This is a genomic window from Niallia tiangongensis (genome assembly GCF_044704065.1).
Classification (GTDB): Bacteria; Bacillota; Bacilli; order Bacillales; family Cytobacillaceae; genus Niallia; species Niallia tiangongensis.
Genome location: NZ_CP162613.1, coordinates 2,324,842 through 2,350,820 on the forward strand (window position 1 = coordinate 2,324,842; position 25,979 = coordinate 2,350,820).

A 25,979-nucleotide genomic window follows, 5' to 3' on the forward strand; every position below is an offset into this window, starting at 1 on the left:
TAAATGGAAAAGAATGGCGCTTGCCTCTTTTTTCATAAAAAAAGTATTGGATTCTTTCGAAAAGTGTGTGTATAATAAGAAAAAATATGGACAATCGTAGAAAAAGAGAGTAGCTAATTGGAAAGCGCTAGCGAATTAGGGATGGTGGAAGCCTAATGTGGAACAATTAGTGAAACGCACTTTCGAGATATCATTCTGAATGGAAGTAGGAATGATCGGTTACAGGCCGTTAACTGATTTAAGTGGTTATGAAAATAACAATTAGAGTGGTACCGCGGGAAATTGAGCTCTCGCCTCTTCGTTTGGAAGAGGTGGGGGCTTTTTTTATCTTCAAAAAAGGAGAATATAGATGAACATCAAAACTGAAATAGCAAATGTATTAGAAACATATTTAGATTTAACAAAGGAAACGATGGAACAGCTGTTAGAAAAACCGAAATTTGCTCATTTAGGAGATTTGGCTTTTCCATGCTTTACACTCGCGAAATCAATGCGGAAAGCACCACAGCTCATTGCTGCGGAGATTTCGGAAAAAATAGAGTCCCCACTTATTGATCATGCTGAAGTAGTAGGCGGCTATGTCAATATTTTCTTAAATCAGCAATTGGTGTCCTCTAAAGTAATTGGTGAAATTCTTGAACAAAAGGAGCATTATGGAGATCTCCCGCAAAATAAAGGGGTAATGGCAATTGATTTGTCTTCCCCAAACATTGCCAAGCCGTTTTCAATGGGGCATTTACGTTCAACGGTTATTGGGAATGCACTTGGTCTTATTGCGGAGAAAAATGGCTATACAGCCATTCGCATTAATCATCTTGGGGATTGGGGGACACAGTTTGGTAAATTAATTGTGGCCTATAAACGATGGGGAAAAGAAGAAGAAGTAAGAGAAAATCCCATTAAAGAATTACTAAAGCTATATGTCCTGTTCCACGAAAAAGCAGAAGAAGACCCTACCTTAAATGAGGAAGGGAGAAAATGGTTTAACTATTTGGAACAGGGAAATGAAGAAGCGACAATACTTTGGAAATGGTTTCGAAAGGAATCGTTAAAAGAGTTTAATAAAATCTATAAACTACTAGGAATTACATTTGATTCAAATGATGGAGAAGCATATTTTAATGACAAGATGGAAGCAGTTGTCGACTTATTAAAGGAGAAGCAGCTTTTAGTGGAATCAGAAGGAGCGCAGGTGGTAGAGCTTGAGGACTACCCGCCCTGCTTAATCAAAAAGAGCGACGGAGCAACCCTATATGCTACACGGGATTTAGCCGCTGCAATCCATCGTCAGGAAAACTATCATTTTGTCAAAAGCTTATATGTGGTAGGAAATGAACAAACGCTTCATTTTAAACAGCTCTTTCAAGTATTAGAAAAAATGGGATATGATTGGGCAAAAGGAATGGCGCATATTCCATTTGGCATGATGCTGAAAGACGGCAAGAAGATGTCTACTAGAAAAGGAAAAGTTGTTTTATTAGAAGAGGTACTTCAAGCTGCAATCGAGTTGGCAGAGAAAAATATCGAAGAAAAAAATCCCTCTCTTGAAAAGAAAGAAGAAGTAGCGAAGCAAGTAGGAACAGGGGCAATCATTTTTCATGAATTAAAGCATTATCGTTTAACAGATATAGAATTTTCCTTAGAGGATATGCTTAAGTTTGAAGGAGAAACAGGTCCCTATATCCAATATACACATGCCAGAGCTTGTTCCTTATTACGGAAAGGACAATTTTCCCATCCAGCTAGCATTACTGACTTGCAGTGGAATGATATTAGTTTTCCAATTGTGAAGATCTTAATGGACTTTCCGACAAGTGTGGAAAAGGCCATTGAGAATTATGATCCTTCTGAAATCGCTAAGTATGTTATCGACTTAGCGAAAGCATTTAATAAATACTACGCACATGTTCAAATCTTGGAAGAAAACGATGAAAAACAAGCGAGACTATCATTGGTATACGCTGTAACACTTGTTTTAAAAGAAGGATTAAGATTGCTAGGAATATCCGCTCCTGAAGCGATGTAGAAGATTAAAGAGGATTAATTTTGGCTAAAATAGGATGTAGCTCGTTAAAAATACATTTGTCATAAAACGTTCACAGAATAGACACAAACACAGCTGTTTTATCTTTGAATGAAGTTACTTGATTTGTTATGATGAAGGAGGTTAACACGTAAGAGATAGTGTTAACCTCTCTTTATGGAATCAGTAAAAAAGTAAAGGAGATTTAGAAATGATACATAACAAGAAATTATTATCGATACTAGTTGCTTTTGCAGCTGTCTTTTTCATTGCATTACCAGTGAGTGCCCATGTGACAGTAAATCCTTCTCAATCGACTACAGAGGCTTGGGAAACTTATCAAGTAAGAATACCGGTTGAAAAAAATGTGGATACAACCAAGGTTACGATCAAAATTCCGGAAAATGTGGAATTCAAAATGTATGCACCAGTGGATGGCTGGAAGACGACTACCACAACAGATGATAATGGGAAAGTTGCTACGGTTACTTGGGAAGCGGAATCAGAAGATACAGCAATTAAAGCAGGCCAATATCGCGACTTCACCTTTAGAGCCCAAAATCCAAAAGAGCCTGGGGATATTGCCTGGGATGCATTCCAATACTATGCAGATGGCAGTATTGTCGAGTGGACAGGAGACAGTGATTCTGAATTACCTCATTCTATTACAAGTATTGCTCAATCCAATGAAACGGTTGATAGTCATGGACATAGCCATGGAACGGATGAAGCAACAGATGACACAGCAGATGATCATCACGCTGCAGACGAGGATACTGAGCATTCACATGAAGGTACAAATGTAAATACGATTCTTTCCATTATCGCGATTGTTTTATCGGTTGTAGCGATTGGATTGACTTTTATTAGAAAAAAATAAGAGGGTGAAAAAGTTCATTTCCTAAGGAGAAGATTAGCTTCTAGGGAATGGACTTTTTTTGGTTTGTAAATGAATAATATTTATTGAATTTTTCAAACGGTTGTTCTTTCACCGGTAACATAAACTGTGTTATCTAAATTTTTAGAATAATAATAAGAATAATGTTCCGTTAAAGATAGGGTTAATTTAATTCAATTATCGGAAGGAAATAGGGATATAGAAAGGGAATATTATATACCGGATTAAATAAAGGGGAGAAGGCTATGAGTAAATCATTTATTGAACAAGTACATTATATTAGAATTCCTGTAAAAGATTTAGAACTGTCTGCAAAATGGTATAGAGATGTACTAGGGCTGCAGTTGCTAAACAATACAGAGGAACTTGCAATTATAAAAGTAAATGAAGGACCTTTCTTACTTATCTTAGTTCCTACTGAAGATGAAACATTTGCACATTTTACAATTGATAATAAACAAGAATTTAGTATTGGTTTTACAAGTTCAGAATTAACTGAATTTCATCAACACTTAATTGATAATCAAGTTAAGGTGGAGGATATAAAAGAAGATAATGGTCACGCCTTTTTCCACTTTTATGACCCAAATGGAAATAAACTTCAAGTACACTGGTAAGACTAAAATATATTTCCGTATTTTTACTTAAATGGCCTATTTACTATGCAAAATACATTGCGATATATTTCCATTGTATATGTAGTTCTACTATCTGTTGGACTTTTTGCTTATGTAATAATAATTCTAGGGATTTTAACAATAGTCAAAAGAGACGCGTGGATTAGTGTTCTACCAGCATTCATTGTTCTGCCACTTTGTGTATGGTTACTTTATAAAAGTGTTCCTAAGCTCAACTCGAAATATCAATCATAGTATCCAAGAATCTTCATGTGAAAAAGGAAGAAATAATATGACAAGCTGCAAATTTGTAGCTTGTTTTTTTGTGGGAAAAAGATAAATGGACTGGTACATTTATTTTTCGAATCTTTAAAAAGTGATTGCTCAGATAGCAATAGTGAATGTATGATTATTCCAACTGCCTTAAAAATATAATGGCTTAAGTAATCCATTACATTGTAACTATCGAGGTGACATTTTATGCGTTTATTTGGTGTTTTAATCGTTTTACTTTTTTGTACAGTGCTGATATCATTTGATCAAAAATCGGAAGAAGAAACGTTGATTTATTCATACAATCATCCTGAAACAAATCAAGAATTTAATATTGTCCATGTTTATAAGCTATATGACAATTATGAAAAAAGGATAGAAAAGGATTCTACTACTCCAAAAGAGCGAATATTTGAAGAAGAAGTAATCGAACCGGTTGTCGAAGCGTGCTATCAAGATGCGGAATACTTTGAAAGAAGCGGGAAAACCTATTCAGTCGAGCCTCCGGAAGACATGGAACTAGTTAACGCGATTATAAACACAATCGATGAGGAAAAAATAAATAATGCTATTAAAGAAGCATTAATAGAATCCGCTAATTATATTCCATCAAACAAAGCTACAAATGTATGTATTTATCCAACTCCATACGATCCTGATTTACCACAAATGGTAACCGAAGGAACAGGGAAAATCAGTGTTCTTTACACGTTATTTTTTGATGAAGAATTTTTGAAGGTTGGAATAGCACATGAATACCATCATAGTGTTTGGACGGAAAAGTATTTTAATAGAGAAAACTCTGATACAGTATTGGATATTTTAGTTTTAGAAGGAAAAGCAGTGATGTTTGAAAACATTGTTTACCCTGGTAATTCGTATGAAGATCCAAGCTATCCTTTCTTAACAGAATATTGGGAACTAGTAAAGCCTGAATTGAATTTTTATGATGCTTACCGTGCCTATGAAATAATCTATGGAGGGGACGATCTTCCAGAGGATTATGGGTATAACGCGGGATATCATTTAGTAAAAGCTTATTTGGACTCGTACACAAGTCTTACTCCCGAAGAATGGACAGAGTTATCAGGAGAAGAGATTTATGAGGATGGAAAATATATTGAGATCTATTAGTAAAAAGTAGGGGAATATTCTAAGTAAAAAGGAAAGGACTATAATTGTTTAAAAGAAGAAAATTAAGATATAATGGAAAACAATATAATTTAGATAGCTGTCCTATATGGATACAATATGAGGTAAAGAAGTGTGGATACAATGGAGTGGAAACCTGATCGACAAATAAAAAAAGCAATCTATAAGCAATTAGCGGAGTTTATTGAAAATGGTATTGCAGATGGATCCTTTCCTTTGGACAAGCCACTGCCATCTGAAAGAACTTTAGCAAAATTGCTAGAATTGAATAGAAGTACAGTAGTTGCAGCCTATGATGAGTTAGAATCAAATGGATTAATTGAAAGAAAAAGAGGTAGTGGAACAACGATAAGTAAGGATATATGGGGAATAACCAAAAAGCGTGTGCCTAGCTGGAATCGCTATATTGAAGCAGGATCCTTCCTGCCTAATGTACCTGTCATGCAACGGATACGAAAAGAGATGGTGGATCATCATTTGATCAATTTAGCTAGTGGGGAGCTTTCAGAGGATCTTTTTCCTTTAAAATCGCTACGGGAAATTACTTCTGATCGCTCCTATATTGGGTCATTAGGTTATGATCATCCACAAGGTAGCGAGTTGCTAAGAAAAACCATTGCCCATCATATGGAGGAATATCGTGGTTTGCATACGAACCTGTCTTCTATATTGATTACATCAGGCGCCCAACAAGCTTTACATTTAATCATTCAATGTTTGCTTAAACCCGGGGATGCGGTAGCAATTGAGGATCCCTCTTATCATTATAGTCTGCCATTATTTGAATCAGCAGGAGTTAAAACCTATTTTTTGACAGCAGATGAAAACGGCATAAAACCTGATGATTTAATCTCGTTACATAGAAAACACAGGATTAGGATGATATTTCTAAACCCAGCCTTTCAAAATCCAACTGGCGTTTCCCTCAGTCAAAAAAGGAGGAAGGAGATTTTAGAAATTTCTTCCCAATATGGCATACCAGTTGTAGAGGATGATCCATATAGTTTAACCTCTTTTTCCGGAAAACCAATATTTCCGCTGAAGTCGATGGATCAAAATGGCAATGTATTATATATTAGCTCACTCTCCAAAATTGTCGCTTCTGGTCTTCGAATTGGCTGGATTATTGGTCCAAAGCCTGTGATAGAAAGATTATCCGATGCTAAGCAACAGGTTGATTTTGGCCATTCGAGTTATTCCCAATGGGTAGCAAACGATTTTCTAGAATTGCCTTCCTTTGCATCCCATTTAAATCATTTAGTTAAACAACTTGAAAGTAGAAGAAATCAAATTATCGAAAGCTTAGATACCTATTTAAAAGGAGAAGTAGAATTCATAATTCCAAATGGCGGGATTCATTTGTGGTGTAAAATAAAAAATGAAGTCAACGAAAACCGTTTATTGGAGGAGTCTTTAAAAAATGGAGTTATTTATGCACCTGGCTCCACTATGGGTTCCAACCCTCATTATGTTCGATTTACTTATGCGAAAGAAATAGAAAGTAATATTGATGAGGGGATAAGAAGATTTGCAGAGGCACTAAAGTCTAGTAGAGAATAATGGTGGAAAGATGCAAGGAGTTAAAAAGACTTGCATCTTATTTTTTATTGAAAGTGGATGGTTAATATATATATCAATTGGATGGTCAATATCGAGAAGAAATTTAGTACTATTAATAATGTAGAAAACATGAATTGAATACGTAATGGAGTGAATTTAGATGACTTGGATTTCTATCATAGCATTAGTGTTGTTTTGTATAATAAAAATTTTAATGACATGCTTACCAACTGGAGTGGTAGATTGGCTTTTGGATAAGTATAGGCTCCATTTGAAACTTGATAACCTGGAAACAGAAATAATCTACAACGAAATGAAGGTAGATGGGGAAAATAAAGAGACGATAATAAAAGTATTTAATGAAGCGGTGGTCAGAGAAAAATATAGTCTATATCCAGGAAGTGAAGAAACATACCTCCATTCAAATAACGCTGAGTATTCCCTCATTATTCATACGAAAAAAGGAAATAAGAATATAAAATTGTTCTTAAATAGTTATCAGGATCATGTGGATATTGTGAAAAAATACAAAAACAAAATAGTCGCGTATAGCACCTATCCTCTTCATTTAGATGTTTTAAATAAAAAATAGAATTCGATTGATACAAGATTATAACTACCAGTTTGGTAGTTTCAGACTGTAGACAAACTCCCATATTTTAGAGACAGAGGTTTTTATATATATTTTTATTAATCTCTTTGAATAAGGTGTTGCTTTCCGCTACAGGGGTTCGCTTTCCGTGGGGCTCGCGCTGAGCCGCGGTCTGCCTTTGGCCTGCAGGGTCTCAGCTGTCTCGCTAATGAGGGCACTGAAAAACTGTAAGCTATTGATGATTGAAAGTAACCTCTTTCTAAACTTAGATGTGGGAATTGTTTTCCGAGGTGACCGCTCGCTTTCCATGGGGCGAGCGCCAAGCCTCCTCGTCACTGCGTTCCTGCGGGGTCTCGGACTTTCTCGCAGCTCCCATAGGAGTCGAGCGGTCACCTCTCCAAACCAACATATTTTCGCTTTCAAAGCTCAAAATCCTAGTTGGATTTAGATTAAACATACTTTTTCAGTGCCCTCCTCGCTAATCCCACAGGAGTCTCACCCCTTTCGCTCCAAGCAACGCATAAAAATAAGTTTAACTTATTAAAATTCGCTACCGGTTTGGTAGTTTTTTTTATGTAATTTTTGAAAGTTGGTTTGAGAGAAAAAATGCACAAGGGAATTGGCAAAAAATGTCGAATTGTATAATTATCAATTATTTTGGAGTGTTGCCAGTAATGGAATTTATTGTTGATAGTGAATGCTTTAATAGAGCGATAGCAGATGTGAATAAAGCAGTATCCCAGAAAACACCTTTTCCTATTCTTTCAGGTATAAAAATTATCGCTAATAAAGAATCTGTAATTGTTATTGGAAGTAATGCAGATATTATTATCGAAAAGGTGATTCCATTAGAGATGGATGGAATCAATGTGTTAGAAGTAAAGGAGATTGGCAGTGTCGTATTATCTGCTAAATATTTAAGTGAACTAGTGAGAAAGTTACCGGATAAAATCCATCTAACAGTTAACGAAAAGCAAATAGCTACCCTGAAAGCGGAGGAGGTTATTACAACAATTAACGGTTTCCAGTCAGAAGAATATCCGAGGCTTCCACAAATAGATGAAATGAAGCATATTCAAATGCAAAGCACAGATTTAATAGAAATGATTAAACAGACAGCTTTTGCTGTATCAAAAAGTGAAGCGAGACCAGTTTTGACTGGCGTTAATATGTTATTTAAAGATAACAAACTTACATACATTGCTACAAATTCACATCGCTTAGCATGGAGAGAGCTTACAATCGATTCACATGTAAGTGGTTCATTCATCGTTCCAAGTAAAAGCCTCATGGAGCTTAGTAAGTTAATTCAGAATGTATCTGGATTTATCGATCTATTTGTTACAGATAGCTATATTGTATTTAAAACCAATTTAACTTCTCTTTATTCCCGATTAATCGAAGGGAACTATCCAAATGTCTCAGGATTATTCCCTAAAAATGCAAGGACTATAATTATAGTCAATACAAAGCAATTTTTAAAAGGCGTGGATCGAGCTTGTCTTTTTGCAAGTGAATGGAAAAATAACAATGTCTATTTGGAAATAAAAAAAGATATGAAATTAAAAATCACCTCAAATTCATCTGAAATAGGGAAAATAGAGGAAACACAAACTATAAATAAACTGGATGGAGAGACAGCTTTAAGTATCTCTTTAGATGGAAGCTTTTTGATGGATGCTTTAAAAGTAATAAAAGAAGAAGAAATAAGAATAAGTTTTGGAGGTTCAATGAGACCGGTCTTAATGGAACCAGTTGGGAATAATACGTCTCTTCATCTAATATCCCCAGTGCGTTCGTATTAATGACTGAACTTGACTCTCATTCATTTGATTTGAAATTTTCTGAAACCTTTTTAGAGTTACGTCCGTAATTAATCAAAAAGGGGTAGGAGAATGTTATGCGAAAACCTGGAGTGTTTGTTATTCTACTATTATTCCTTCTATTAATCTCTTGTGAACAGAAAGAGACGTTAAAAGAAGAGAAAGAATCAGATGATATCTATTATTCCTTTAAGCATCCCGAGACAGGACAGGAATATCAGATTGTGCATGCTTATAAACTTTATGCAAATTATGAAGAAAAGATGAAAGAAGATGAAACGGTAAGAAAGTTCAAGCTGTTTAGAGAAGAAGTAATAGAACCAATCAATGACGCATGCTTTCGGGAGGGAGAACATTTTATAAAGAGTGGAGAAATCTATTCGATTCATGCTCCTGAGGATATGGAAGAAATAAAGGATCTTATTAAGATAATGGATGAGAAAACCATAAATAGTGCTATTAAAGAGGCATTAATCAAATCCACTAATTACATACCTTCTAAAATAGAAACCAATGTATGTGTTTTTCCTACGGAAGCAGATCAGAATTTACCGTATATGGAAACACTAGGAACTGGTAAGATAAGTATATTTTACAATCATAGTTATGATGAGAATATGTTGAAAGTTGGAACAGCCCATGAATACCATCATAGTGTATGGACGGAAAGGCATTTTCAAGAGGAAGGTTTAGAGACTGTATTAGATTATTTAATTTTAGAAGGAAAAGCAGTGATGTTTGAAAAGTTAGTTTATCCTGATATGGATGGAACCGTAGTTTATTTCAATTTTAATAAAGAATTATGGAAGCAAATAGAGCCAGACTTACAGAAAATAGATTATAGCAGAACCACTCAAATACTAAATGGCGGAAAACAATTTCCATATAGTTATGGCTATAGTGAGGGCTATAATATGGTAAGAACATATTTGAATAAACATCCAGACTTGACACCAGAAGAATGGACGGGACTTACTAGTAAAGAAATATATGAAAAGGGAAATTATATAGAGCATTATCAGTAAGTGATTTGTAAAAAAATAAGTACATCAAATAAAGAAAATAGGGAGAATTAGATGATACTAGAAGCCGTGATGTTACAAGTTAAGGAAGGCATGGAGTCAAAATATGAAGAAGCATTTCGCGAGGCATCCAAAATTATTGCTTCTATGAATGGGTATATCTCCCATGAATTACAGCGCTGTATGGAAGTGAAAGGGAAATATTTGCTGCTTGTTCAATGGGAAACATTAGAAGACCATACAGTTGGCTTTAGACATTCAAATGAGTATCAAGAATGGAAAAAACAGCTACATCATTTTTATGATCCATTTCCAATAGTGGAGCATTTTAGTAGAGTCAGGCTTTAATCGGGTTTAGCTAGGTCTTTAAATATTAAAATAATATAGTTGCATAATAAAAAGAGAAGTGGTGTATATATGATATTTATCATAACGATTGGAATAGTTATATTAGCCTTTACATGTTTATCAATAGAAGTGAAACTAAGAAAAGTGACTGAACAAAATAAGGAAATTATAGAATTATTGAAAAGCGAAAGAGATAAATAGTCTATTTAACATGTATAACTATGTAGCTAGTCCGTTTTATATTAAACAGCAAAGAAAATTAATGTAATAGAAAAAATGGAGCAGATAATTGAAAAGTGGTAAATGTTTTCTGATGATGCCATTTTTGTCTTATACAGAAGGAGGAAACATGAAAGAATTTTCTGCCTATCATCTTGTCACAAACAAAAAAATGTCGCTTGGACAGGTCATTAACTTTGATGAACATCAAAAAAACACTTTATACCATTTCTTTTTTGAAAAAGAACAGTTAAATGATCAAAACAAGGACTTTATGCAAATTTTAAATAATCATTATACAAACGAAGGCTTACACCTTGATAAAGAGAATGCCGAAGTTGTTGTTCAGTATGCTGGGCACACAATGAGAGCGATTAGAGAAGTAATAACCGAAATGGTTAGGCTACAGGATTACCCCAATTATCCTTCCAGGTTGTCTTGTTTATATGCTGCGAAAAGCTATGACGAGGTTCTAAAATGGAAAGCATTATTTGATTCCTTTAATCGCAATGTCTTACAAATTGTTAAGCTTCGCGTGAATGGGAATTATTTTGAAGGGGATGGAGAGCTATTGCCGACTATTGAGGCTGCACCTTTCCATAGAAAAATAGAACAAGCTCGGGAGTATTGGAAGGGTAATGGAAAAAATGAACTTCCTGAGCTTTTGATAAATGGAAAAATTGAAGTGGTGGAAATTATTCGTGATTTTACAAACAAGGAATTTAAGTAAAAGTAACAAATGAAATTTTGATAGAAAAACTTTAGTTAAACCTTCTTGTGCAATGAACGTATTATTTATTAAATGGAAAAAATAGCAAAAATATCTTTACCTATACATCAAACGATGAAGAATAATCTCCAAAAGGAATGGTGTTAAATGTTTAAATCTGAAATGGTAAACAGAATTTTTTCATTGGTTGGTTTTTGGATTATCGTCCTTATTGTCTTATCTAGTGATAATTCGATTGGTAGCAGTTTGATTTTTTGGGGAATAGTGGTTGTGTTTACTGCTTTTGATTTATATAGGGTTGTGATTGCTGGAAAGAAAAACAATAGGGAAGTCTAAAGGGAACGAGTGCATTAATCTACGAAAGATTAGTGCTTCTTTACTATTTATTAATGGATAAGCAATCTAAATGATTGTTAGCTTATTTTATAGGGGGTTAGAAAATGGAAAAAGAGAAAGATGTTCCAGAAATAAGAAGAGAAAAAATGCGACAAGAGGAATTGAAACATCCATCTAGTAGTATTCATGGCAGCAATCTCGCTGACTTAGTGGGCGGGTTAGGCTGGAAGGGGACTGGAGTATTGCTTCTTGTCCTAATAGTAGGGTTTATTCTTTATGCAGCTTTCTTTCAATAAGGATAGCATTTTTGGGAAAATGGCTTTTATTTGTATTGTCAGAGTAGGTTAGTGGAAGAAAAAACAGCTTTTAATCGTATACAAAAATTATTAATTGTTTCAAACATGAACTCCTTGTTATATACTTATAGTTCATTATGTATGTTTTTTACCATAACAAAAGGATAAGACTAACTAATGATAGATACGTAAATGGACAAGAAAATCGGAGTTGATTGTATGAGTAAAGCAAAAGGTAAGGGCGGAACAGGCAGAGGAACAGGGAAAAAGGGCTGGAATCGCTGGCAAGCTAGTGCAAACAAAAAAAAGAGTAACAAGCCTTACACGAGTAAGGGTGTTAAAAATCACAAAAATACAGAGACATCGGAAAAATAGTTTCTGTTGCTATATAACTAACGGAGCGATTCTTTCATGAGGAAGGATCGCTTTTTCTTTATTCAAATATTTTTCCAAGCTACGTAAAGCAGGAATCGATTGTTAAAAACTAGAATAAAAAGTGAAGGGGAGTGATAAACAATGATTAAATTAGATTTAATGAATTCTAATGAATATAAAACATATCTATCTTCTGCAATTAAATCTTATGCACAAGAAAAAGTTTTGTCAGGAAATTGGAAGCAGGAAGAATCCATAAGAAAAGCGGAAGCGGAATATACAAAACTTTTGCCTCAAGGAGAGAAGACGGAACGAAATTTCTTATACACCATTCGAAAGGATGACGAGACAGTTGGCGTTATATGGCTTGCACAAAAGTCTGAAAAACTAGGATTTATCTATGATATACATATAAGTGAACAATACCAAGGGAATGGCTATGCCAAAGAAGCACTAAAGCAAATAGAGATTGTTGGGCAGGAGATCGGATTGAAAAAAATAGGTCTCCATGTTTTTGGTCATAATCTAGTAGCCCGAGGATTATATGAGAAAGTAGGCTATAAGACTACGAATGTGTTGATGGAAAAAGATATTTAATTCTGCTGTTTATGAAAATCGTTATTATTGAATAATTGATAATTTAATAAAGGAGAACTTATGAGTGAAAAACGAAAATTAGTATTATTTATTGCCACTAGCTTAGATGGATATATTGCCACGAAAGACGATTCTCTTGAATGGCTATTCAATGTAGAAGGGGAAGGGGATAACGGAATTAGCGAGTTTTATGACACGGTGGATACCATATTACTTGGTAAAAGGACTTATGATTGGATTATGGACCAAGAAAAAGGGGAATTTCCGTATAAAAACAAAAACTGTTATGTCTTTACCAAGTCTTCTATTGAGGATACAGAGTATGTAAAATTTGTTAATGAAGATGTCACTAAATTTGCTGAGACATTAAAAAGCCAAGATGGAAAATCGATTTGGATTGTTGGTGGAGGAGAACTATTATATTCTTTCATGAAAGAAAAACTGGTTGATGAAATCATTGTAACGATAGCTCCAACTATTCTAGGCAAGGGCATTCCGTTATTTAAAGAAGGGGATTATCAATTAGATCTTTCATTAAAGGGAATGCGAACCTTCAATCAGTTTGCAGAGCTCCATTATGTAGTGAAAAAATAATTAATAAATTGGCTAATTAAAGCATTGCTACAGTATGTGGTAATGCTTTTTTGCCTATAGTTTGACAAAAAAAGAGAACTCCCATAACTTTGGAAGTTCTGTGTAAAGCGGATTTTATGATTGGAGATTTTGAAAAAGGGAGATGGTCAGAATAATGGTTGATAAGGTACCTGCAGACATTAAAGTGATTACTTTACGTCTGTTTTTCTGATTGTTCTTCACTTCTGAAGATTTTACAAGCTCTCGAGATAACGTACTCCATATAACGATTGATACGATTGCTATTAGTAAAAGCAATATATAATCACCTCCTACAGAGATTTTTGTTGATTGAATATTTTGAATTATAAGTGTAACATATGTGTCTGCATTTTTCATTTGAGCTTAGTCTAAATGGGGATAAACGGAACTTTTACTAGCTGTTGTCCGTAGTAAATAGTAGATAAATTATAGGAGGAACAGCGATGTTTAAACTAAAACCCCAGTGTTCTTATTGTGGCAAACCTATTGAAGGAAATGAAGTTGTTTTTGTAAAAATGCGCTATCCAGAGCGAAAAGGGATGACGGAAATAAAGGCTTATATACATAATGAAGGGAAATTAATTTGTGAAAAATGCTTTAATACGAAGCAATCTCAATAAATAATTTAGGAGGGAATAGATTGAGAACGATATTATATAATATTGCATTTGCAATAGTGGCAGTGTATATAATCATTCATATAGATAATTATTTGGTAGGAATTATTCCGTTAATTTCTTTATGGGTTATGTATGACTATACACATAATTTAGAGAAAAAAACAGATGTGAATCGTAAAGTGAAAATTATCGGAACAATATGTTATTTGGTAATTGCTATTATTGGATTATTCCTATTCCTTTTTTAAAATGGACCACAACCAATTAGCATTTTAAATTGGACGAACGGTTTATGAACAACTGGGATTTCATCATATGTTGGATTTGTTATTTGTGAAGCAGGTCCTATTGAGTTCCATGAAAGGGAATGTCATATTATTGTTGTTCTGAAGTAAATATATATAATACATTAAAAACCAATGCGATTAGCAACCATATGCACATGAAATAATAGTGTAATCAATAAAAAAGAAGACCGACTTAATCGATCGGTCTTTCACATTTTTATATAAAGTCATGTTCAACTAAGGTCAGTTAGTCCACCAAGAACATCTATAAAAATGGTTACGCTATCGGTGTTCCATTTTTTACAGGTACGTCTGGTTTTAAATGTACCACATCACCTTCTTTTGGGACACCGCCAATTACGAATAGATTGAGTCAAGTTTTTGTGGGAGTTTTTTATAGCTCCCTTTTTATAAAGTAAAACTTCTAATTTTGTATCCGTTTTCTAAATGTTTTCTTTCATCAACATTTCGTTTTTTTCTTTTTTAACTTAGACGGCACAACTAACACAATAGGTTAGTTGTGCTCGTTCCATTTGCTCTCAATATTGAGTAAATATGCATTTGGGTCCTTTTTAAACCTTCTCTGTTTTGTGTGTTCAAGTATCCGGTTATTCCACTTATTAGCTTCGTTCTTATAGGTAGAATAGTCAGCTTTCCTTATCTTATTCAAACCGTCTCGTTCATCTGTAACACCTTCAACAAAAACAATGTTTTCACCATGACGAACAATATAACGATTCCAAGTTCGACTACCAGTTATTCGCCTATGCCTTACTTTTGTACGTCTAAAGAATAGTTCTAAATCATTGTTCGTCCTAGGTAAGAGAGGGAAATCGTATATAGTAAAAAGTCCTTTCCAAAAGCCATTACTATATCTTAAAAGATTATCCACAAACGCATGATCCTCTTCCCGATTAAGCTCTTTTTTAATATGATCTAGATACTGTTTTAGTCTATTTTCGACCCAAGAACTTGTTTTATTTTCAGATGGCTCCATAATAGTGGCAATCCGTTTAAAACGCAGGTCCCAACGTTTCACAAGTTGATAATCTGAGTTAAAGTTATCAACATTACTGACTATTCTGAATAGCTTTTCAAGTAAAAGAGTCCCCTTTTTTATCCAGGCATTTTTCAATCGAGTCTTTGATTGATTTTGTTCGTTCATAGACTCGAGTACCAGGTAATTCAAACGGGGGCTTACCATCTTCCAGTAATACGGAGCGAATGGCTGCCACATAATCACTTGCGATTTCATCTTCTAAGCTTTCTGAAGGGGATTCTTCTATTTTTCTCTCGATATCTCGAATTCCCCTTAGCTTCTTTTTAATATTTGTCTTTAACTTTCGGTCCTTTTCCACTAATGGTTTGGCAATATCCTTAAAGTAATGGAACTGACAATACTGATATGGAATGTTTGGTGCGACTTTCTCAATCGCTAAACGGATTGACTGTTGCCCATCACTAATAAACCCTTGAATTGGGTAACCCCAATTAATGATGGGTTGAATAATCCCAACCAATTCTTGAGATGCACTACTCTTTAGATTGTGTGCAGCTAGGACAGTTCCACTTAGTACCTCACGGATTACATAAAGTGTTTCGTTTCCTTTTTCAGGTTGAACGCCATCAATAGAAAGGATTAATCCGTCACTTTCTTCTACGACTTTCTCTAAAATTTCTTTCGTGTTCTCTTCGACAGATGACCTAAGTAGTAACGCGTAGCGTTCATAGAGTTTTTGAACCTGTCTTTCAGAGATTTTAATCTGCTTCTCCGTTAGTATGTCGGTAATTTCTAATCGTGTTTTATGTTCTTTAAAGCGTAAATGACCAATATGAGCAATGACATCCATTCCATATGTAATATGTTTCATACTGAGTTGTTCAGCCTCTGCAGAGCGATAAACGATATGATTATCACAGGAGTTATTTTCGCATCTGTAACCTAGATTGATTACTTTAAATTCACCTTTAAGAGTAGAGATGGTTTTCCGCCATACAGGATGACAGTATGTTAATTTGCCTTCACATTTAGGGCAATGTGTAATCTCAGGAGTATAGTAAATAGATTCAACTGGATTTAACCGATTTTTTGTACGCATAAATAAACACCAACTTAAATAATTTATAAGTCTATTATAACTCATAAACATGGTTGGTGTTATTTATTCCGCGTAAGTTTTTAAAAACCTTTTAATGCCTGTAATGCAAAGTGAATGGGTTTTCCAATCGCCTGATTTAAGTATGGAATGTTCTGACGCACGGTTTCTGTTACTAATTTTGTTGATATTTTTCTGTTCGGTCGATGCTCTTTCTTTGATTTTTCCGTGGCTTTTTCCCATTTACCGAATATCGTTTGGATGGATAGGTCATCTTTTAGTCCAATCCGTAATCGCGCTATGCTCATGACCCCTTCTTTGCTCCATGCTCTTCCATTTTTTAATCGTTTGGCTAATTGATTCATCATTGCTTCTGCACTTCCCATCGGACGATAAGCTTCGGTGTTCACATCCTTCTCCTCTAACCAAATACGATAATCTTTTATTGCTTCCTGATGATGCGTCAAAAATGCAAGTAAATGCTCTAGTTTTTCTTCTTCTTCTGGTGTTTCCATTGTTCCTACTGCACTATTCAACTCTAGAAGTAATTTTTCTACCTGGTAGTTTTTTAACGCTATTTTCATGTAGCGGTATCGGGGATGGCTCTTCATTAGCTGTTTCATCGAACGAGCTACATGAAAACGATCCATGGTGAAAAAGGCGCGTTCACGAAAATACTCCCGACATGCCGTTATCCATCCTGCTCCATCGCCATTAATAATAAGCAAGGTTTGGGTAGGATCATACGCATAATTATTCTGTAAGAACGTTTCAAACGCTTCCCAAAATGCTTCTTTTCCTTCATAGAGAAAATGCCTTTTATTTCGGAGCCTGACTCGCTTTCCGTTTCCTTTCCATCCCTCGTGTACAGCGGCGAATTTCAACTCAAATCCACGCTTTTTCTTTTCTTGGCTCTTCACATATAATCCATCTACTTCGACAAACAAGACCTTTTGAAAGGGACGTTTTTCCGTAACTGGAAGCACGTTTGTTTGAAGAAGATGTTGCCGTAATGCTTCGTGGCTCATCGCCGAATAGCCTAAAAACTGTTCTAAGGTTTCCACAGCCTTTCGATAGGAGGAACCATTCGTCGCTAATTCTAACCCCCATTCTTCTAGTAGAGGACTAAATCCTTTATTCCCTTGAAATTGTAAATATTGATCTAATAAACAAACATATTTTTTTGTCACACGATCGAAATAATAATTACGCTTCAGCTCCACTGCTCCAAAGGCTGTCTCTAATCGTATATCTCGTTTATCTCGTAAAGCAAATCTTCTTTTATCTCGTTGCTGGGCAATCTCTAAATCCCAATTTTCTAATGTTTGAACAAGGATTTCTTGAAACGTATTTTGTAGCGTTCGAAATAAAGTTTTTTCCAATTCTTTTAATGATGGTAATTTTATGTTACATTCATTCATGAGAGCCGCTCCTTTTCGTAGTGTTTTAGGCAAACTCTACTTTACAAAAGGAAGCTCTCTTTTTTAATGCTTAATTTTTTCCAGCTACCGCGCTCTCGCTTGGTGGCCTTTTTGTATAGTTGGGGGACTCGTCCCCCAACTATACAAAAAGGATATTTATTCCCCCACAAACATTTTACTCATACTTACGAATACTTCAGATTTAAAACCAGCTATACGTCGTGCTGGGAAGTTTACTACTGCAACTACTTGGCTACCAATAAGTTTTTCTGGTGTATATCGTTGTGTAATTTGTGCAGAAGAATGTTTAATGCCAATTTCTCCAAAGTCAATTTCTAATTTTATAGCAGGCTTACGTGCTTCTGGAAAAAGTTCTGCTTTAATAATAGTACCAACACGGATATCCAATTTTAAATAGTCTTCAATTGTTGCCATGAATACATCTCCATTTTCGTTTTTTTAGGATATCTTTAATGAAATCTGTTTTTTAATTGATTCCCTATTATTCTTTCACACCAATCACTCGAAGCCTTTTATAGTCTGCCATCCATTTTCCTTTTATATATAATATACTCAACTTTCGGAGTTGAATTTAACTTTTAAAGCCTTACGATTGATAGGGTAGACCCCATTTAATATCCATTTGCTTTTCTTTGTCTTTTGTGAAGATAAAAAGAAAAGACACCTGTTTCTTTGGTAAAATAACGGTGACTAAACCAATTACACAAAGAAAGGTGTCTACCATTATGTTATCGAAAAATTCGTCTTTTGTCCATCTCTCGCAAGCTATGAAACACAGCTTTTCGGAGTTAAATGTGGGAAGGCATTTACGGAATGCGGGTATTACCAAAAAACTTGGATTTTCATGCCTCACCATTTTTCAACTTTTGTTTCTTTTAGTATTTGAACATCGTACCTGGTATCAAGCTTGTTTGAGTAAAAAAGCAACCGTTCTTCCAGGTAAGGATGTCATTTATGACTTCTTAAAGGTGCCTACATTTAACTGGCGCAAGTTTTTATTATCCCTTTCATTTGAAGTTACACAGCGTTTTGAAAGGTTAACTTCATCAAAGAGGATTTCCGTTTTTATTTTGGATGACTCAGTTTTTTCACGTAACCGTAGTAAAAAAGTAGAGCTGTTAGCACGTGTTCATGACCATGTGACACATAAATTTGTTAAGGGGTTCTCCATGTTAACACTCGGTTGGTCTGACGGATTTTCGTTTGTACCAGTTGACTTTGCGCTCCTCAGTTCAACTAAAAAGGAGAACCGTTATTGTGAAATAGATTCTACTATTGATAAGCGAACTTCTGGATATAAGCGTCGTCTGGAAGCTATACAACCTAAACCTGAAATGGCCGCTACTCTTATCCAAAACTGCTTAGATAAAGGCATAGTGGCGGATTATGTGTTGATGGATACTTGGTTTACACATGCGCCTTTAATCGAATCGATTACAGAAAAAGGCTTATTCGTGATTGGCATGGTCAAACAAATGAAGCAACGCTACCTTTATAACGACAAACTATTGAAACTAGATGAGTTGTTTAAGGTAGTTAAGCCCAACCTTCAAAAAAAAGGTGTCTTGGGCTCTATTCAAGTATGCCTTCAAACGGATAAACAGACGTCTGTCAAAATTGTTTTTGTTAGAAATCGCAATAAGAAGAGTGAATGGTTAGCCATTTTAAGCACGGATACTGCCCTTTCAGATGAAGAAATTGTAAGGATTTATGGTATGCGTTGGGACATTGAAACATTCTTTAAATGCACAAAGTCAATGTTAAAGCTCGCAAAGGAATTTCAAGGTAGATCGTATGATTCCATGATCAGCCATACAACCTTAGTTTTCACACGCTATACTCTGCTTGAATGGAGCAGAAGAAATGAACAAGACCCAAAAACAATCGGAATACTCTTTTTCTTAATGTGCGAAGATGTAAAAGATTTGGATATGCTTACGGCTTTACAACAGTTACTAGAACTTTTCGAAACAATGTCAAAAGGTACTGTTTCTTTAAGCACGGAAACTTTAACGGGTCAATTAACACATTGGTTTGAATCCCTGCCAAGTTACATCAAGGGTTCATTGAGTTTTTCTATGTCCGAAAGTTGAGTAATATATCTTTAACATTTTCTTCAACCCTTGAAATGATTTCGTTCTTATCATCTAGAGGAATACCATTAAACAGTTCATCCCCAAACATTATAATCCAGTTTCTCAACCCATTCTCCCCATCTAATGGAGTCGGACGATCAAAGTGTTGCGCAAAGGTAACCCTAAATCCGACTTTTTCCATTAAACTTGAATACTCTCCGATACTTGGGTAATACCAAGGGAATTGTTCTTCGCTAAACGGAAATCCAGCTTGTTTTATTTGACGGATAATTTCATCTAATATTGTTTGAACATTGCCTTTGCCGCCAAATTCAGCAACAAATCTTCCTCCTTTTTTTAAACTTTGATAGACACCTTCTAGAGCTTGGATAGGAGGGTGTACCCAGTGTAGAGTCGCATTAGAGAATACTGCATCAAATTCGCTAGGAAAATGTAAGCTTGTTGCATCTTGAACCATGAATTTTAGATGAGGGTATTTGTTGTGTGCTTGCTTCACCATATTTTCCGATTTATCGATACCTAAAGTCTCAGCACCAAAATTATGAATGGTGTTCGTCAAATCACCCGTTCCACACCCAAGATCAAGGATTTTTTCACCTTGTGTTGGATTCAATAATTCGACTAAATTATTCCCCAATTTCGAAACAAACGAATGTTTATCATCATATAAATCTGCATTCCAATTGTCTTTTGCATTTTGAGAAGATTCCATTTCTACACTCTCCCTATGTATATATTTGTAAGTTGAATTATAATGGAAAATATTGATAAAGGGAATTAGTAGAATGATAGATGTGGGATTTAGTATAAAAAATTGGAACCTTTCCTTAAGAAAATACATCTTACTAACGAAAGACCATAACCAAATAAATAAGGAGGGGAATTTTTGAATAAGAAAGAAGTTCTAGAATTGTGGATAGATCAGTATACGCAGCGTCTTGTTAGGCTTGCATATACATACACGAAAGATTGGTTAAAAGCAGAAGATCAAGTGCAAGAAGCATTTGTTAAGGCTTTTTATTCCATGGATCAATTAAAGAATAAGGAAGAGCCATTCTCATGGCTAGCGAGAATTGTAATAAATGAATGCAATAGTTCATTTCGAAAATCTTGGCGTGAAGTTATATCTGATTTTTTACCAGAAAAGAAACAAGAAAGCAGCGAAGACTCCTATCTCCGAAGTGTACAGGAAGAAGAAATACATAATGCTGTCTATGATTTACCGAAACATTATAGTTTGCCTATTACACTCTTCTATTTTGAAGAGCTTTCGATTCAGCAAATAGCGGAAGTTTTAAATCTTAAAGTTGGCACAGTAAAATCTAGACTTGCCAGAGGTCGTCAATTATTAAGTAATAGAATGAAGGAGGATGGAGATGGAGGAAAAAGAATTAAGATCAGCAAAGATGTACTTTAAGCATGAAGTAAATATGGGAAAATTTAAAAAAGAAACATTCAAAAAAATAGATCAGGAATTACATAGAGAAGAAAAGCAAAGAAACTTTCCTAAGTGGGTACTTGTATCTGTAGCTTCGATTATGATAATTGGAGTGAGTCTAGCTTTTGGTGGTTCGCATATTGCAGATGCTGCACAATCTTTGATTAGTCAGCTATTTGGATCGAAAGAGAATTTAATGCAGACTTATCCTGAAGAAAGTCAAGGAGAAATAGATTTCTTTGAACGCCACATGCAAATAGCGAAAGAAAATTTAACCAACGAAGAGTTCAAAAAGTATAGTCAATTGTATATAGAACAGGCTGAGACGTGGAAAAAGATAAATAAAGAAAATCGACAGCCAGATAGCAAGGAAGCCAATAGACTACATGAAATCAAAGAATTACAAAGCACATACGAAAAGGAATTTGCCCTAAAGGAAGCACAAAGTTTCGCAAGTTTTCCTATTATAAAACCGTCTTATATTCCAGATGGATATGAACAAGTGGATGAAAGCTTAACTATTCAAAAAGAAGGGGAAGAATCAGTTGTTTCGTTAGATTACAGTGACGGGAAATCTGAATTTTCAACCATACAGCTAAAAATAAATCAATCAGTTGATTTAGAATGGGAAGAGGGTGGCTTTTTTGATCAAGCAAAACCCTATTCATTACATGGCATTCAGTTTGATTATGCTCCGCCAAGTGAAGAATGGGCATGGGTTGGGATGAGGATAACTGTACCTAACAAAGGATATAGAATCATCTTAACTGCAGATGCAATGTCTAAAGAAGAGATGGAAAAAGTATTGCTGTCAATGATTAGAAATTAAGGGGGTATTGTGTAAAAGACTCCATTTTTTATGAATGATTCAAAGGTGAATCTTTTAGATGAATAGGATAGGGTTCACTTGGGAACTGCCAAATCCAAATTTTTAAATAAATTCGAATGCAAAAACGCAAGTCAATCACATTCTTGTGTTTTTGCCTATTTACTTTCTAATTGTTTCGAATTGCGAATTCCTAATTGTTTTCAAGATTTTTTTACTGTGGATTGCTTCCATTTTGATAATCATGGTATCTTTTTATCTACTATGCAATATGTTCATTTAATACATTTGCAGTTCTTAATAAACATTCACAGTTCCGTCATAAATCATCGACCTGAAATTTTTGCTACACGCTATAATTAATCTGGAAAACATAATCTTTCTGGAGATGATTCTATGATTGCCAATCAACGGAAGTCTATTGCTTGTTACTTGTTAATCTTATTACACATTTTTCTAGGAATAGGTGCTCTTTTTGGTGGAGGTTTATTGATTGTTTATCCTGACGGGTCAATTCTGTCAATGTCAACGGATATTTTGCAAACTAGCCCCTTTGATGATTTTCTGATTCCAGGTCTTATATTATTTTTTGCGTTGGGAATTCTTCCAATGATTACTGCCATTTTTCTTATCTCTGAAAAGTCGTTAAAAATTGCCGAAAAGCTCAGCCTGTATAAAGAATTACATTGGTCATGGAATAGTTCGTTGTACATTGGTTTTACCTTAATTATTTGGATTATAGTCGAAGTGTATATGATTCAAGGAGTTGCTTTTATTCACGTGTTCTATATCTTCCTAGGAATCGCCATTCAGTATATTACTCTACTTCCGTCTGTTAAAGAGCATTACACAAACAATTGTATAAAAAGTCAGTAGCTTAATGTATTTCTAGGCTTTGTTCTAACTGGTTGTTGATTTTACTGTGTTTGAAAAATAAACGAAATAATTCCGGTTAAATTAGAAAATACACACATTTCTGTAAAAATAAAGGAAGTTTTACCGTTTAACGTAGCCAAATCTTTAGATTTTGTCTTATTTTCAATAGTTAATCGGAATATTTTCGTTTATATCTGCTATTTATGCTTCGTCTTTATCCATTTGCCGGAAATTCTCCGCTTATTCGTTCTTGCGTTACAGAAATCAACATTGAAAAATAACAGAGCCTATTTCTAAAAGAAGCTAACAATCAATCCTCCATTTATTTCATTTCTTTTCCATTAAAATAACATAGAAATTTGAAAAGAAAGTATTGCTAAAAACAAATGCCATTACTTTTATTGTTAAAAAGTCAGCTATTAACTAATAAATTCGGATTGTTGATTCCGCTTGTTTTCTCTTTGGAGTGAAACTTAATTGCGTTCTAAAACGTATAAATAGATAACAAATAGAAAGATAGGAGCATGTTCATGGCCGAGCCTATTTTATCACTAATATTAATAATCGTACTGGTTTTTTCGGTAATTATCGTGATAAAGAAGAGAAAAAAAGCAGGTATAACAGGGATTAAAAGTGCTTTAACACATATTTGCTTTTTTCTTATAAGTATATTCAGCTAACTAGCTTATTGGTTCAAGTATACAGGGCTGACTGTTTGGGTAATTAATGGTGTTCTGTTAATAGTGGCATCCTTTATTACAAAATATATGATGAAAGCTTTCCTATCTAACCGTAAAATCGAAACAACTAATTTGAGGTGTTTATGATAATCAATCTACTAGAAACAATCAATCAATTATCAGTAGTATTACTACTACTATGTACCTTTTTCTACTATTGGCATTTAAAAAGGACTAAAAGGCAAAGAAAACTAACAACATTTGAGTTTTGGATGTTTTTCACTATTAAAATAGCCATTTTTGTTGGCGCAAGTAGTTATGTTCTGCTTTTTTTAGATCGAAATTATGGGTAGAAATTCAACAGATAAATGGAGAGTGTGAAAGAACAATCTTAAATAGGGGGATTCTTATGGAAAAGAGCTATAATGTATGGTCATTTTATTTAATACTTGTTTGTTTAGCCTTGGGAGCATACTCCTTGTATTCAAATATTAACAACACTTGGTTGATTGCGCCTCCCAATTATATTTTACTTATCTTTAGTCTAGCTGCTATTATTTTCAGCATTATTGGTTTTAAAGATAAAAGAAATAGGCATACAAAAACAAGAAGTTGGGTAACGGTCATTTTATCTTCCATTTTGTCGATCGCATTTCTACTTGCAACACTGTTTGTAATATTTGCCTCAGGATTTGGAGCAAATAAACATCTGGAAACCGTACAATCTCCTGATGGAACGAACACCATTGATTTTTATCGATATGATGCAGGGGCAACGGGGTCATTTGGAGTAAGAGGAGAATTAAATGGTCCACTATGGTTTAAAAAAAGAATTTACTATCAAGACAATATCGAAAATGTTGAGGTTAAGTGGGAAAACGAAAATACCGTTTCGATTAACAATCATCTGTTAGATTTGAAAAAAGGAGAAAGATACGGGTACTAAATCAATTAGCAAAATGTTTATATAATATTCTTGTATCTTCATCTGAAAGCAGAAATTTTGCAACCATTTCCAAAATCCATTAAGCTGAAAGTAAGATTATCTACATTCTTATATTGGAATAGTATATATAGGGAAGTAAAAATAGGTAGGAGATGGCAAGATGAAGGTAACAATCACAGATGCTGCTGTTGAAAAATTCCGTAGCTATGAAGTTCCTGAAGGTGCAGTTTATCGGTTAAGTACAATCTTTAGTGGTGGGTGCAGCTATGTTTATAATTTCGATTTAGCGGTTGATTTTCCCCATGAGGACGATACAGTCTTTGAGGATAATAGCTTAACGATTTATTTAGATCCATTAACGATTAAGCATATTAATGAGGATTTAAAGTTTGATTATGTACAGGGAAAAGGATTTCGCTTAATTGGCGCAAGTGAAATTTATTCTTTCCATTTGGAAGTAAAGCAAAAAGTGAATAAATGAGAAAAAGAAAAAATCAGGCACTCATGATAAGGTCTGATTTTTCTATTGGTGGAACTTGTTGATATAGATAGCATAGACATTTATTTAAAGGATTGTTCAAGGGAGTTGTCGAACTCTTTAGTTGGAAAATTGTCTTTATATAATGTCGGATTTATCAATTTTGAAGAAAAAAACAAAAAGGAAGTGAATGTTTTGATTAAGTACAAATCCCTCCATCATGTAAGTCTTACAGTAACAGATTTGGAAAAAGCCAAATATTTTTATGAAAAAATACTTTGCTTAAAAGAATTACCACGTCCTGATTTTGATTTTCCAGGTGCCTGGTACCAGATAGAAAATCAGCAGCTTCACTTAATTGTGTATCCACAGTCACAAACAATTCGAAAAAATAAAGCCCTAAATAGCAAAGAAGGACACTTTGCACTTCGAATAGAGAACTACTATGATGCGCTTAAGTGGTTAAAACAGCATAAAGTGGAAATCCTCGAAAAACCATATGGAGTAAGTGGGTTTGCACAAATATTCTGTGCGGATCCAGATGGTAATTTAATTGAACTAAATGTGGATCAGAAGGATTTATAAGAAGAAAGAAAAGCTCGTAATGTAAGTGGACGTTTTGAAACTATATACGAGTATTTATAAGATTATTGTGAATACTATCTTTACAAAAAGGAAAGACCTTGTTACCATATGAATAATTTAAATCGAAAAAATA

General features: G+C 34.5%; 31 protein-coding genes and 1 other annotated feature. Of the genes, 25 read left to right on the top strand and 6 right to left on the bottom strand.

What is annotated here, in order from left to right; genetic code table 11:
• Positions 1-88: 88 nt before the first annotated feature.
• Positions 89-301 (top strand) — a binding site (T-box leader).
• Between the two features lie 48 nt (positions 302-349).
• From argS to AB3U99_RS10990, 15 genes are all read left to right on the top strand, one after another.
• A complete protein-coding gene (gene argS, locus AB3U99_RS10920) occupies positions 350-2,026 on the top strand; it encodes an arginine--tRNA ligase (protein WP_400247526.1) in 1,677 nt (558 codons plus the stop codon).
• 208 nt (positions 2,027-2,234) lie between these two features.
• Positions 2,235-2,903: a YcnI family protein gene (locus tag AB3U99_RS10925; RefSeq protein ID WP_400247528.1), complete on the top strand. Its 669-nt coding sequence runs from the start codon at positions 2,235-2,237 to the stop codon at positions 2,901-2,903.
• Between the two features lie 263 nt (positions 2,904-3,166).
• Positions 3,167-3,538 carry a VOC family protein gene (locus AB3U99_RS10930; RefSeq protein WP_400247530.1) on the top strand — a complete coding sequence of 124 codons (372 nt, stop codon included), beginning with the start codon at positions 3,167-3,169 and terminating at the stop codon, positions 3,536-3,538.
• A 480-nt stretch (positions 3,539-4,018) separates the two neighbouring features.
• Complete coding sequence (locus tag AB3U99_RS10935; protein ID WP_400247531.1) at positions 4,019-4,945, top strand: DUF2268 domain-containing putative Zn-dependent protease; 927 nt, start codon at positions 4,019-4,021, stop codon at positions 4,943-4,945.
• A gap of 141 nt (positions 4,946-5,086) precedes the next feature.
• Positions 5,087-6,523, top strand: a complete 1,437-nt coding sequence (locus AB3U99_RS10940; protein ID WP_400248035.1) for a PLP-dependent aminotransferase family protein — start codon at positions 5,087-5,089, stop codon at positions 6,521-6,523.
• A gap of 160 nt (positions 6,524-6,683) precedes the next feature.
• Complete coding sequence (locus AB3U99_RS10945; protein WP_400247533.1) at positions 6,684-7,115, top strand: YfmQ family protein; 432 nt, start codon at positions 6,684-6,686, stop codon at positions 7,113-7,115.
• 629 nt (positions 7,116-7,744) lie between these two features.
• The gene (gene dnaN / locus AB3U99_RS10950; RefSeq protein ID WP_400247535.1) at positions 7,745-8,920 is read left to right on the top strand and encodes a DNA polymerase III subunit beta; all 1,176 of its coding nucleotides are present in this window, start codon (positions 7,745-7,747) and stop codon (positions 8,918-8,920) included.
• 95 nt (positions 8,921-9,015) lie between these two features.
• Positions 9,016-9,963, top strand: coding sequence for a DUF2268 domain-containing putative Zn-dependent protease (locus tag AB3U99_RS10955; RefSeq protein ID WP_400247537.1), 948 nt, complete (start codon positions 9,016-9,018; stop codon positions 9,961-9,963).
• Between the two features lie 51 nt (positions 9,964-10,014).
• Entirely contained in the window at positions 10,015-10,308 is a 294-nt protein-coding gene (locus AB3U99_RS10960) for an antibiotic biosynthesis monooxygenase family protein (protein WP_400247539.1), read from the top strand.
• Positions 10,309-10,657: 349 nt separating this feature from the next.
• Complete coding sequence (locus AB3U99_RS10965) at positions 10,658-11,257, top strand: DUF2441 domain-containing protein (RefSeq protein ID WP_400247541.1); 600 nt, start codon at positions 10,658-10,660, stop codon at positions 11,255-11,257.
• Between the two features lie 147 nt (positions 11,258-11,404).
• A complete protein-coding gene (locus AB3U99_RS10970; protein ID WP_101731331.1) occupies positions 11,405-11,593 on the top strand; it encodes a hypothetical protein in 189 nt (62 codons plus the stop codon).
• Positions 11,594-11,697: 104 nt separating this feature from the next.
• Positions 11,698-11,889 (top strand): DUF6366 family protein, encoded by a 192-nt coding sequence (locus tag AB3U99_RS10975; RefSeq protein WP_400247544.1) that lies wholly within the window; start codon positions 11,698-11,700, stop codon positions 11,887-11,889.
• A 219-nt stretch (positions 11,890-12,108) separates the two neighbouring features.
• A complete protein-coding gene (locus AB3U99_RS10980; RefSeq protein WP_400247547.1) occupies positions 12,109-12,264 on the top strand; it encodes a DUF3934 family protein in 156 nt (51 codons plus the stop codon).
• Positions 12,265-12,405: 141 nt separating this feature from the next.
• A complete protein-coding gene (locus tag AB3U99_RS10985) occupies positions 12,406-12,861 on the top strand; it encodes a GNAT family N-acetyltransferase (protein WP_400247549.1) in 456 nt (151 codons plus the stop codon).
• A 60-nt stretch (positions 12,862-12,921) separates the two neighbouring features.
• Positions 12,922-13,455 (top strand): dihydrofolate reductase family protein, encoded by a 534-nt coding sequence (locus AB3U99_RS10990; RefSeq protein ID WP_400247550.1) that lies wholly within the window; start codon positions 12,922-12,924, stop codon positions 13,453-13,455.
• Positions 13,456-13,569: 114 nt separating this feature from the next.
• Here the strand turns inward: AB3U99_RS10990 and AB3U99_RS10995 are convergent, their stop codons facing one another.
• Positions 13,570-13,752 (bottom strand): hypothetical protein, encoded by a 183-nt coding sequence (locus AB3U99_RS10995; RefSeq protein ID WP_400247552.1) that lies wholly within the window; start codon positions 13,750-13,752, stop codon positions 13,570-13,572.
• Positions 13,753-13,919: 167 nt separating this feature from the next.
• On the opposite strand from AB3U99_RS10995, the gene AB3U99_RS11000 reads away from it, so the two are divergent.
• A complete protein-coding gene (locus AB3U99_RS11000; protein WP_400247554.1) occupies positions 13,920-14,096 on the top strand; it encodes a Fe3+ hydroxamate ABC transporter substrate-binding protein in 177 nt (58 codons plus the stop codon).
• Between the two features lie 20 nt (positions 14,097-14,116).
• Entirely contained in the window at positions 14,117-14,344 is a 228-nt protein-coding gene (locus AB3U99_RS11005; protein ID WP_400247556.1) for a hypothetical protein, read from the top strand.
• Positions 14,345-14,897: 553 nt separating this feature from the next.
• On the opposite strand, the gene AB3U99_RS11010 is transcribed toward AB3U99_RS11005, so the two are convergent.
• The 4 genes from AB3U99_RS11010 to AB3U99_RS11025 all read right to left on the bottom strand — a co-directional run bounded on the left by AB3U99_RS11010 (position 14,898) and on the right by AB3U99_RS11025 (position 18,335).
• Positions 14,898-15,548 (bottom strand): hypothetical protein, encoded by a 651-nt coding sequence (locus AB3U99_RS11010; protein WP_400242608.1) that lies wholly within the window; start codon positions 15,546-15,548, stop codon positions 14,898-14,900.
• Positions 15,478-16,482, bottom strand: coding sequence for a transposase (locus AB3U99_RS11015; RefSeq protein WP_400242607.1), 1,005 nt, complete (start codon positions 16,480-16,482; stop codon positions 15,478-15,480). Before AB3U99_RS11015 ends, AB3U99_RS11010 begins: the two co-directional genes overlap by 71 nt.
• Positions 16,483-16,562: 80 nt before the next feature.
• Positions 16,563-17,900 carry an ISLre2 family transposase gene (locus tag AB3U99_RS11020; RefSeq protein WP_400241655.1) on the bottom strand — a complete coding sequence of 446 codons (1,338 nt, stop codon included), beginning with the start codon at positions 17,898-17,900 and terminating at the stop codon, positions 16,563-16,565.
• Between the two features lie 156 nt (positions 17,901-18,056).
• Positions 18,057-18,335, bottom strand: a complete 279-nt coding sequence (locus tag AB3U99_RS11025) for a tRNA-binding protein (RefSeq protein ID WP_400247558.1) — start codon at positions 18,333-18,335, stop codon at positions 18,057-18,059.
• Between the two features lie 311 nt (positions 18,336-18,646).
• On the opposite strand from AB3U99_RS11025, the gene AB3U99_RS11030 reads away from it, so the two are divergent.
• Entirely contained in the window at positions 18,647-20,014 is a 1,368-nt protein-coding gene (locus AB3U99_RS11030) for a transposase (protein WP_400244534.1), read from the top strand.
• On the opposite strand, the gene AB3U99_RS11035 is transcribed toward AB3U99_RS11030, so the two are convergent.
• Positions 19,998-20,729 (bottom strand): class I SAM-dependent methyltransferase, encoded by a 732-nt coding sequence (locus tag AB3U99_RS11035; protein WP_400247560.1) that lies wholly within the window; start codon positions 20,727-20,729, stop codon positions 19,998-20,000. The two genes, AB3U99_RS11030 and AB3U99_RS11035, sit on opposite strands and share 17 nt — an antisense overlap.
• A 174-nt stretch (positions 20,730-20,903) precedes the next feature.
• Between AB3U99_RS11035 and AB3U99_RS11040 the strand changes: the two genes are divergently transcribed.
• From AB3U99_RS11040 to AB3U99_RS11070, 7 genes are all read left to right on the top strand, one after another.
• Positions 20,904-21,434 (top strand): RNA polymerase sigma factor, encoded by a 531-nt coding sequence (locus tag AB3U99_RS11040; RefSeq protein WP_400247562.1) that lies wholly within the window; start codon positions 20,904-20,906, stop codon positions 21,432-21,434.
• Positions 21,394-22,284, top strand: coding sequence for a DUF4367 domain-containing protein (locus AB3U99_RS11045; protein ID WP_400247564.1), 891 nt, complete (start codon positions 21,394-21,396; stop codon positions 22,282-22,284). Before AB3U99_RS11040 ends, AB3U99_RS11045 begins: the two co-directional genes overlap by 41 nt.
• Before the next feature lie 393 nt (positions 22,285-22,677).
• Positions 22,678-23,157: a hypothetical protein gene (locus tag AB3U99_RS11050; protein ID WP_400247566.1), complete on the top strand. Its 480-nt coding sequence runs from the start codon at positions 22,678-22,680 to the stop codon at positions 23,155-23,157.
• A gap of 823 nt (positions 23,158-23,980) precedes the next feature.
• Entirely contained in the window at positions 23,981-24,190 is a 210-nt protein-coding gene (locus AB3U99_RS11055) for a hypothetical protein (RefSeq protein WP_400247568.1), read from the top strand.
• A 56-nt stretch (positions 24,191-24,246) separates the two neighbouring features.
• Positions 24,247-24,783 (top strand): DUF5412 family protein, encoded by a 537-nt coding sequence (locus tag AB3U99_RS11060; RefSeq protein ID WP_400247569.1) that lies wholly within the window; start codon positions 24,247-24,249, stop codon positions 24,781-24,783.
• Positions 24,784-24,943: 160 nt separating this feature from the next.
• On the top strand, positions 24,944-25,264 hold the full coding sequence (locus AB3U99_RS11065; RefSeq protein ID WP_400247571.1) for a HesB/IscA family protein: 321 nt from the start codon (positions 24,944-24,946) through the stop codon (positions 25,262-25,264).
• A gap of 192 nt (positions 25,265-25,456) precedes the next feature.
• A complete protein-coding gene (locus AB3U99_RS11070; RefSeq protein ID WP_400247572.1) occupies positions 25,457-25,846 on the top strand; it encodes a VOC family protein in 390 nt (129 codons plus the stop codon).
• Positions 25,847-25,979: the final 133 nt, after the last annotated feature.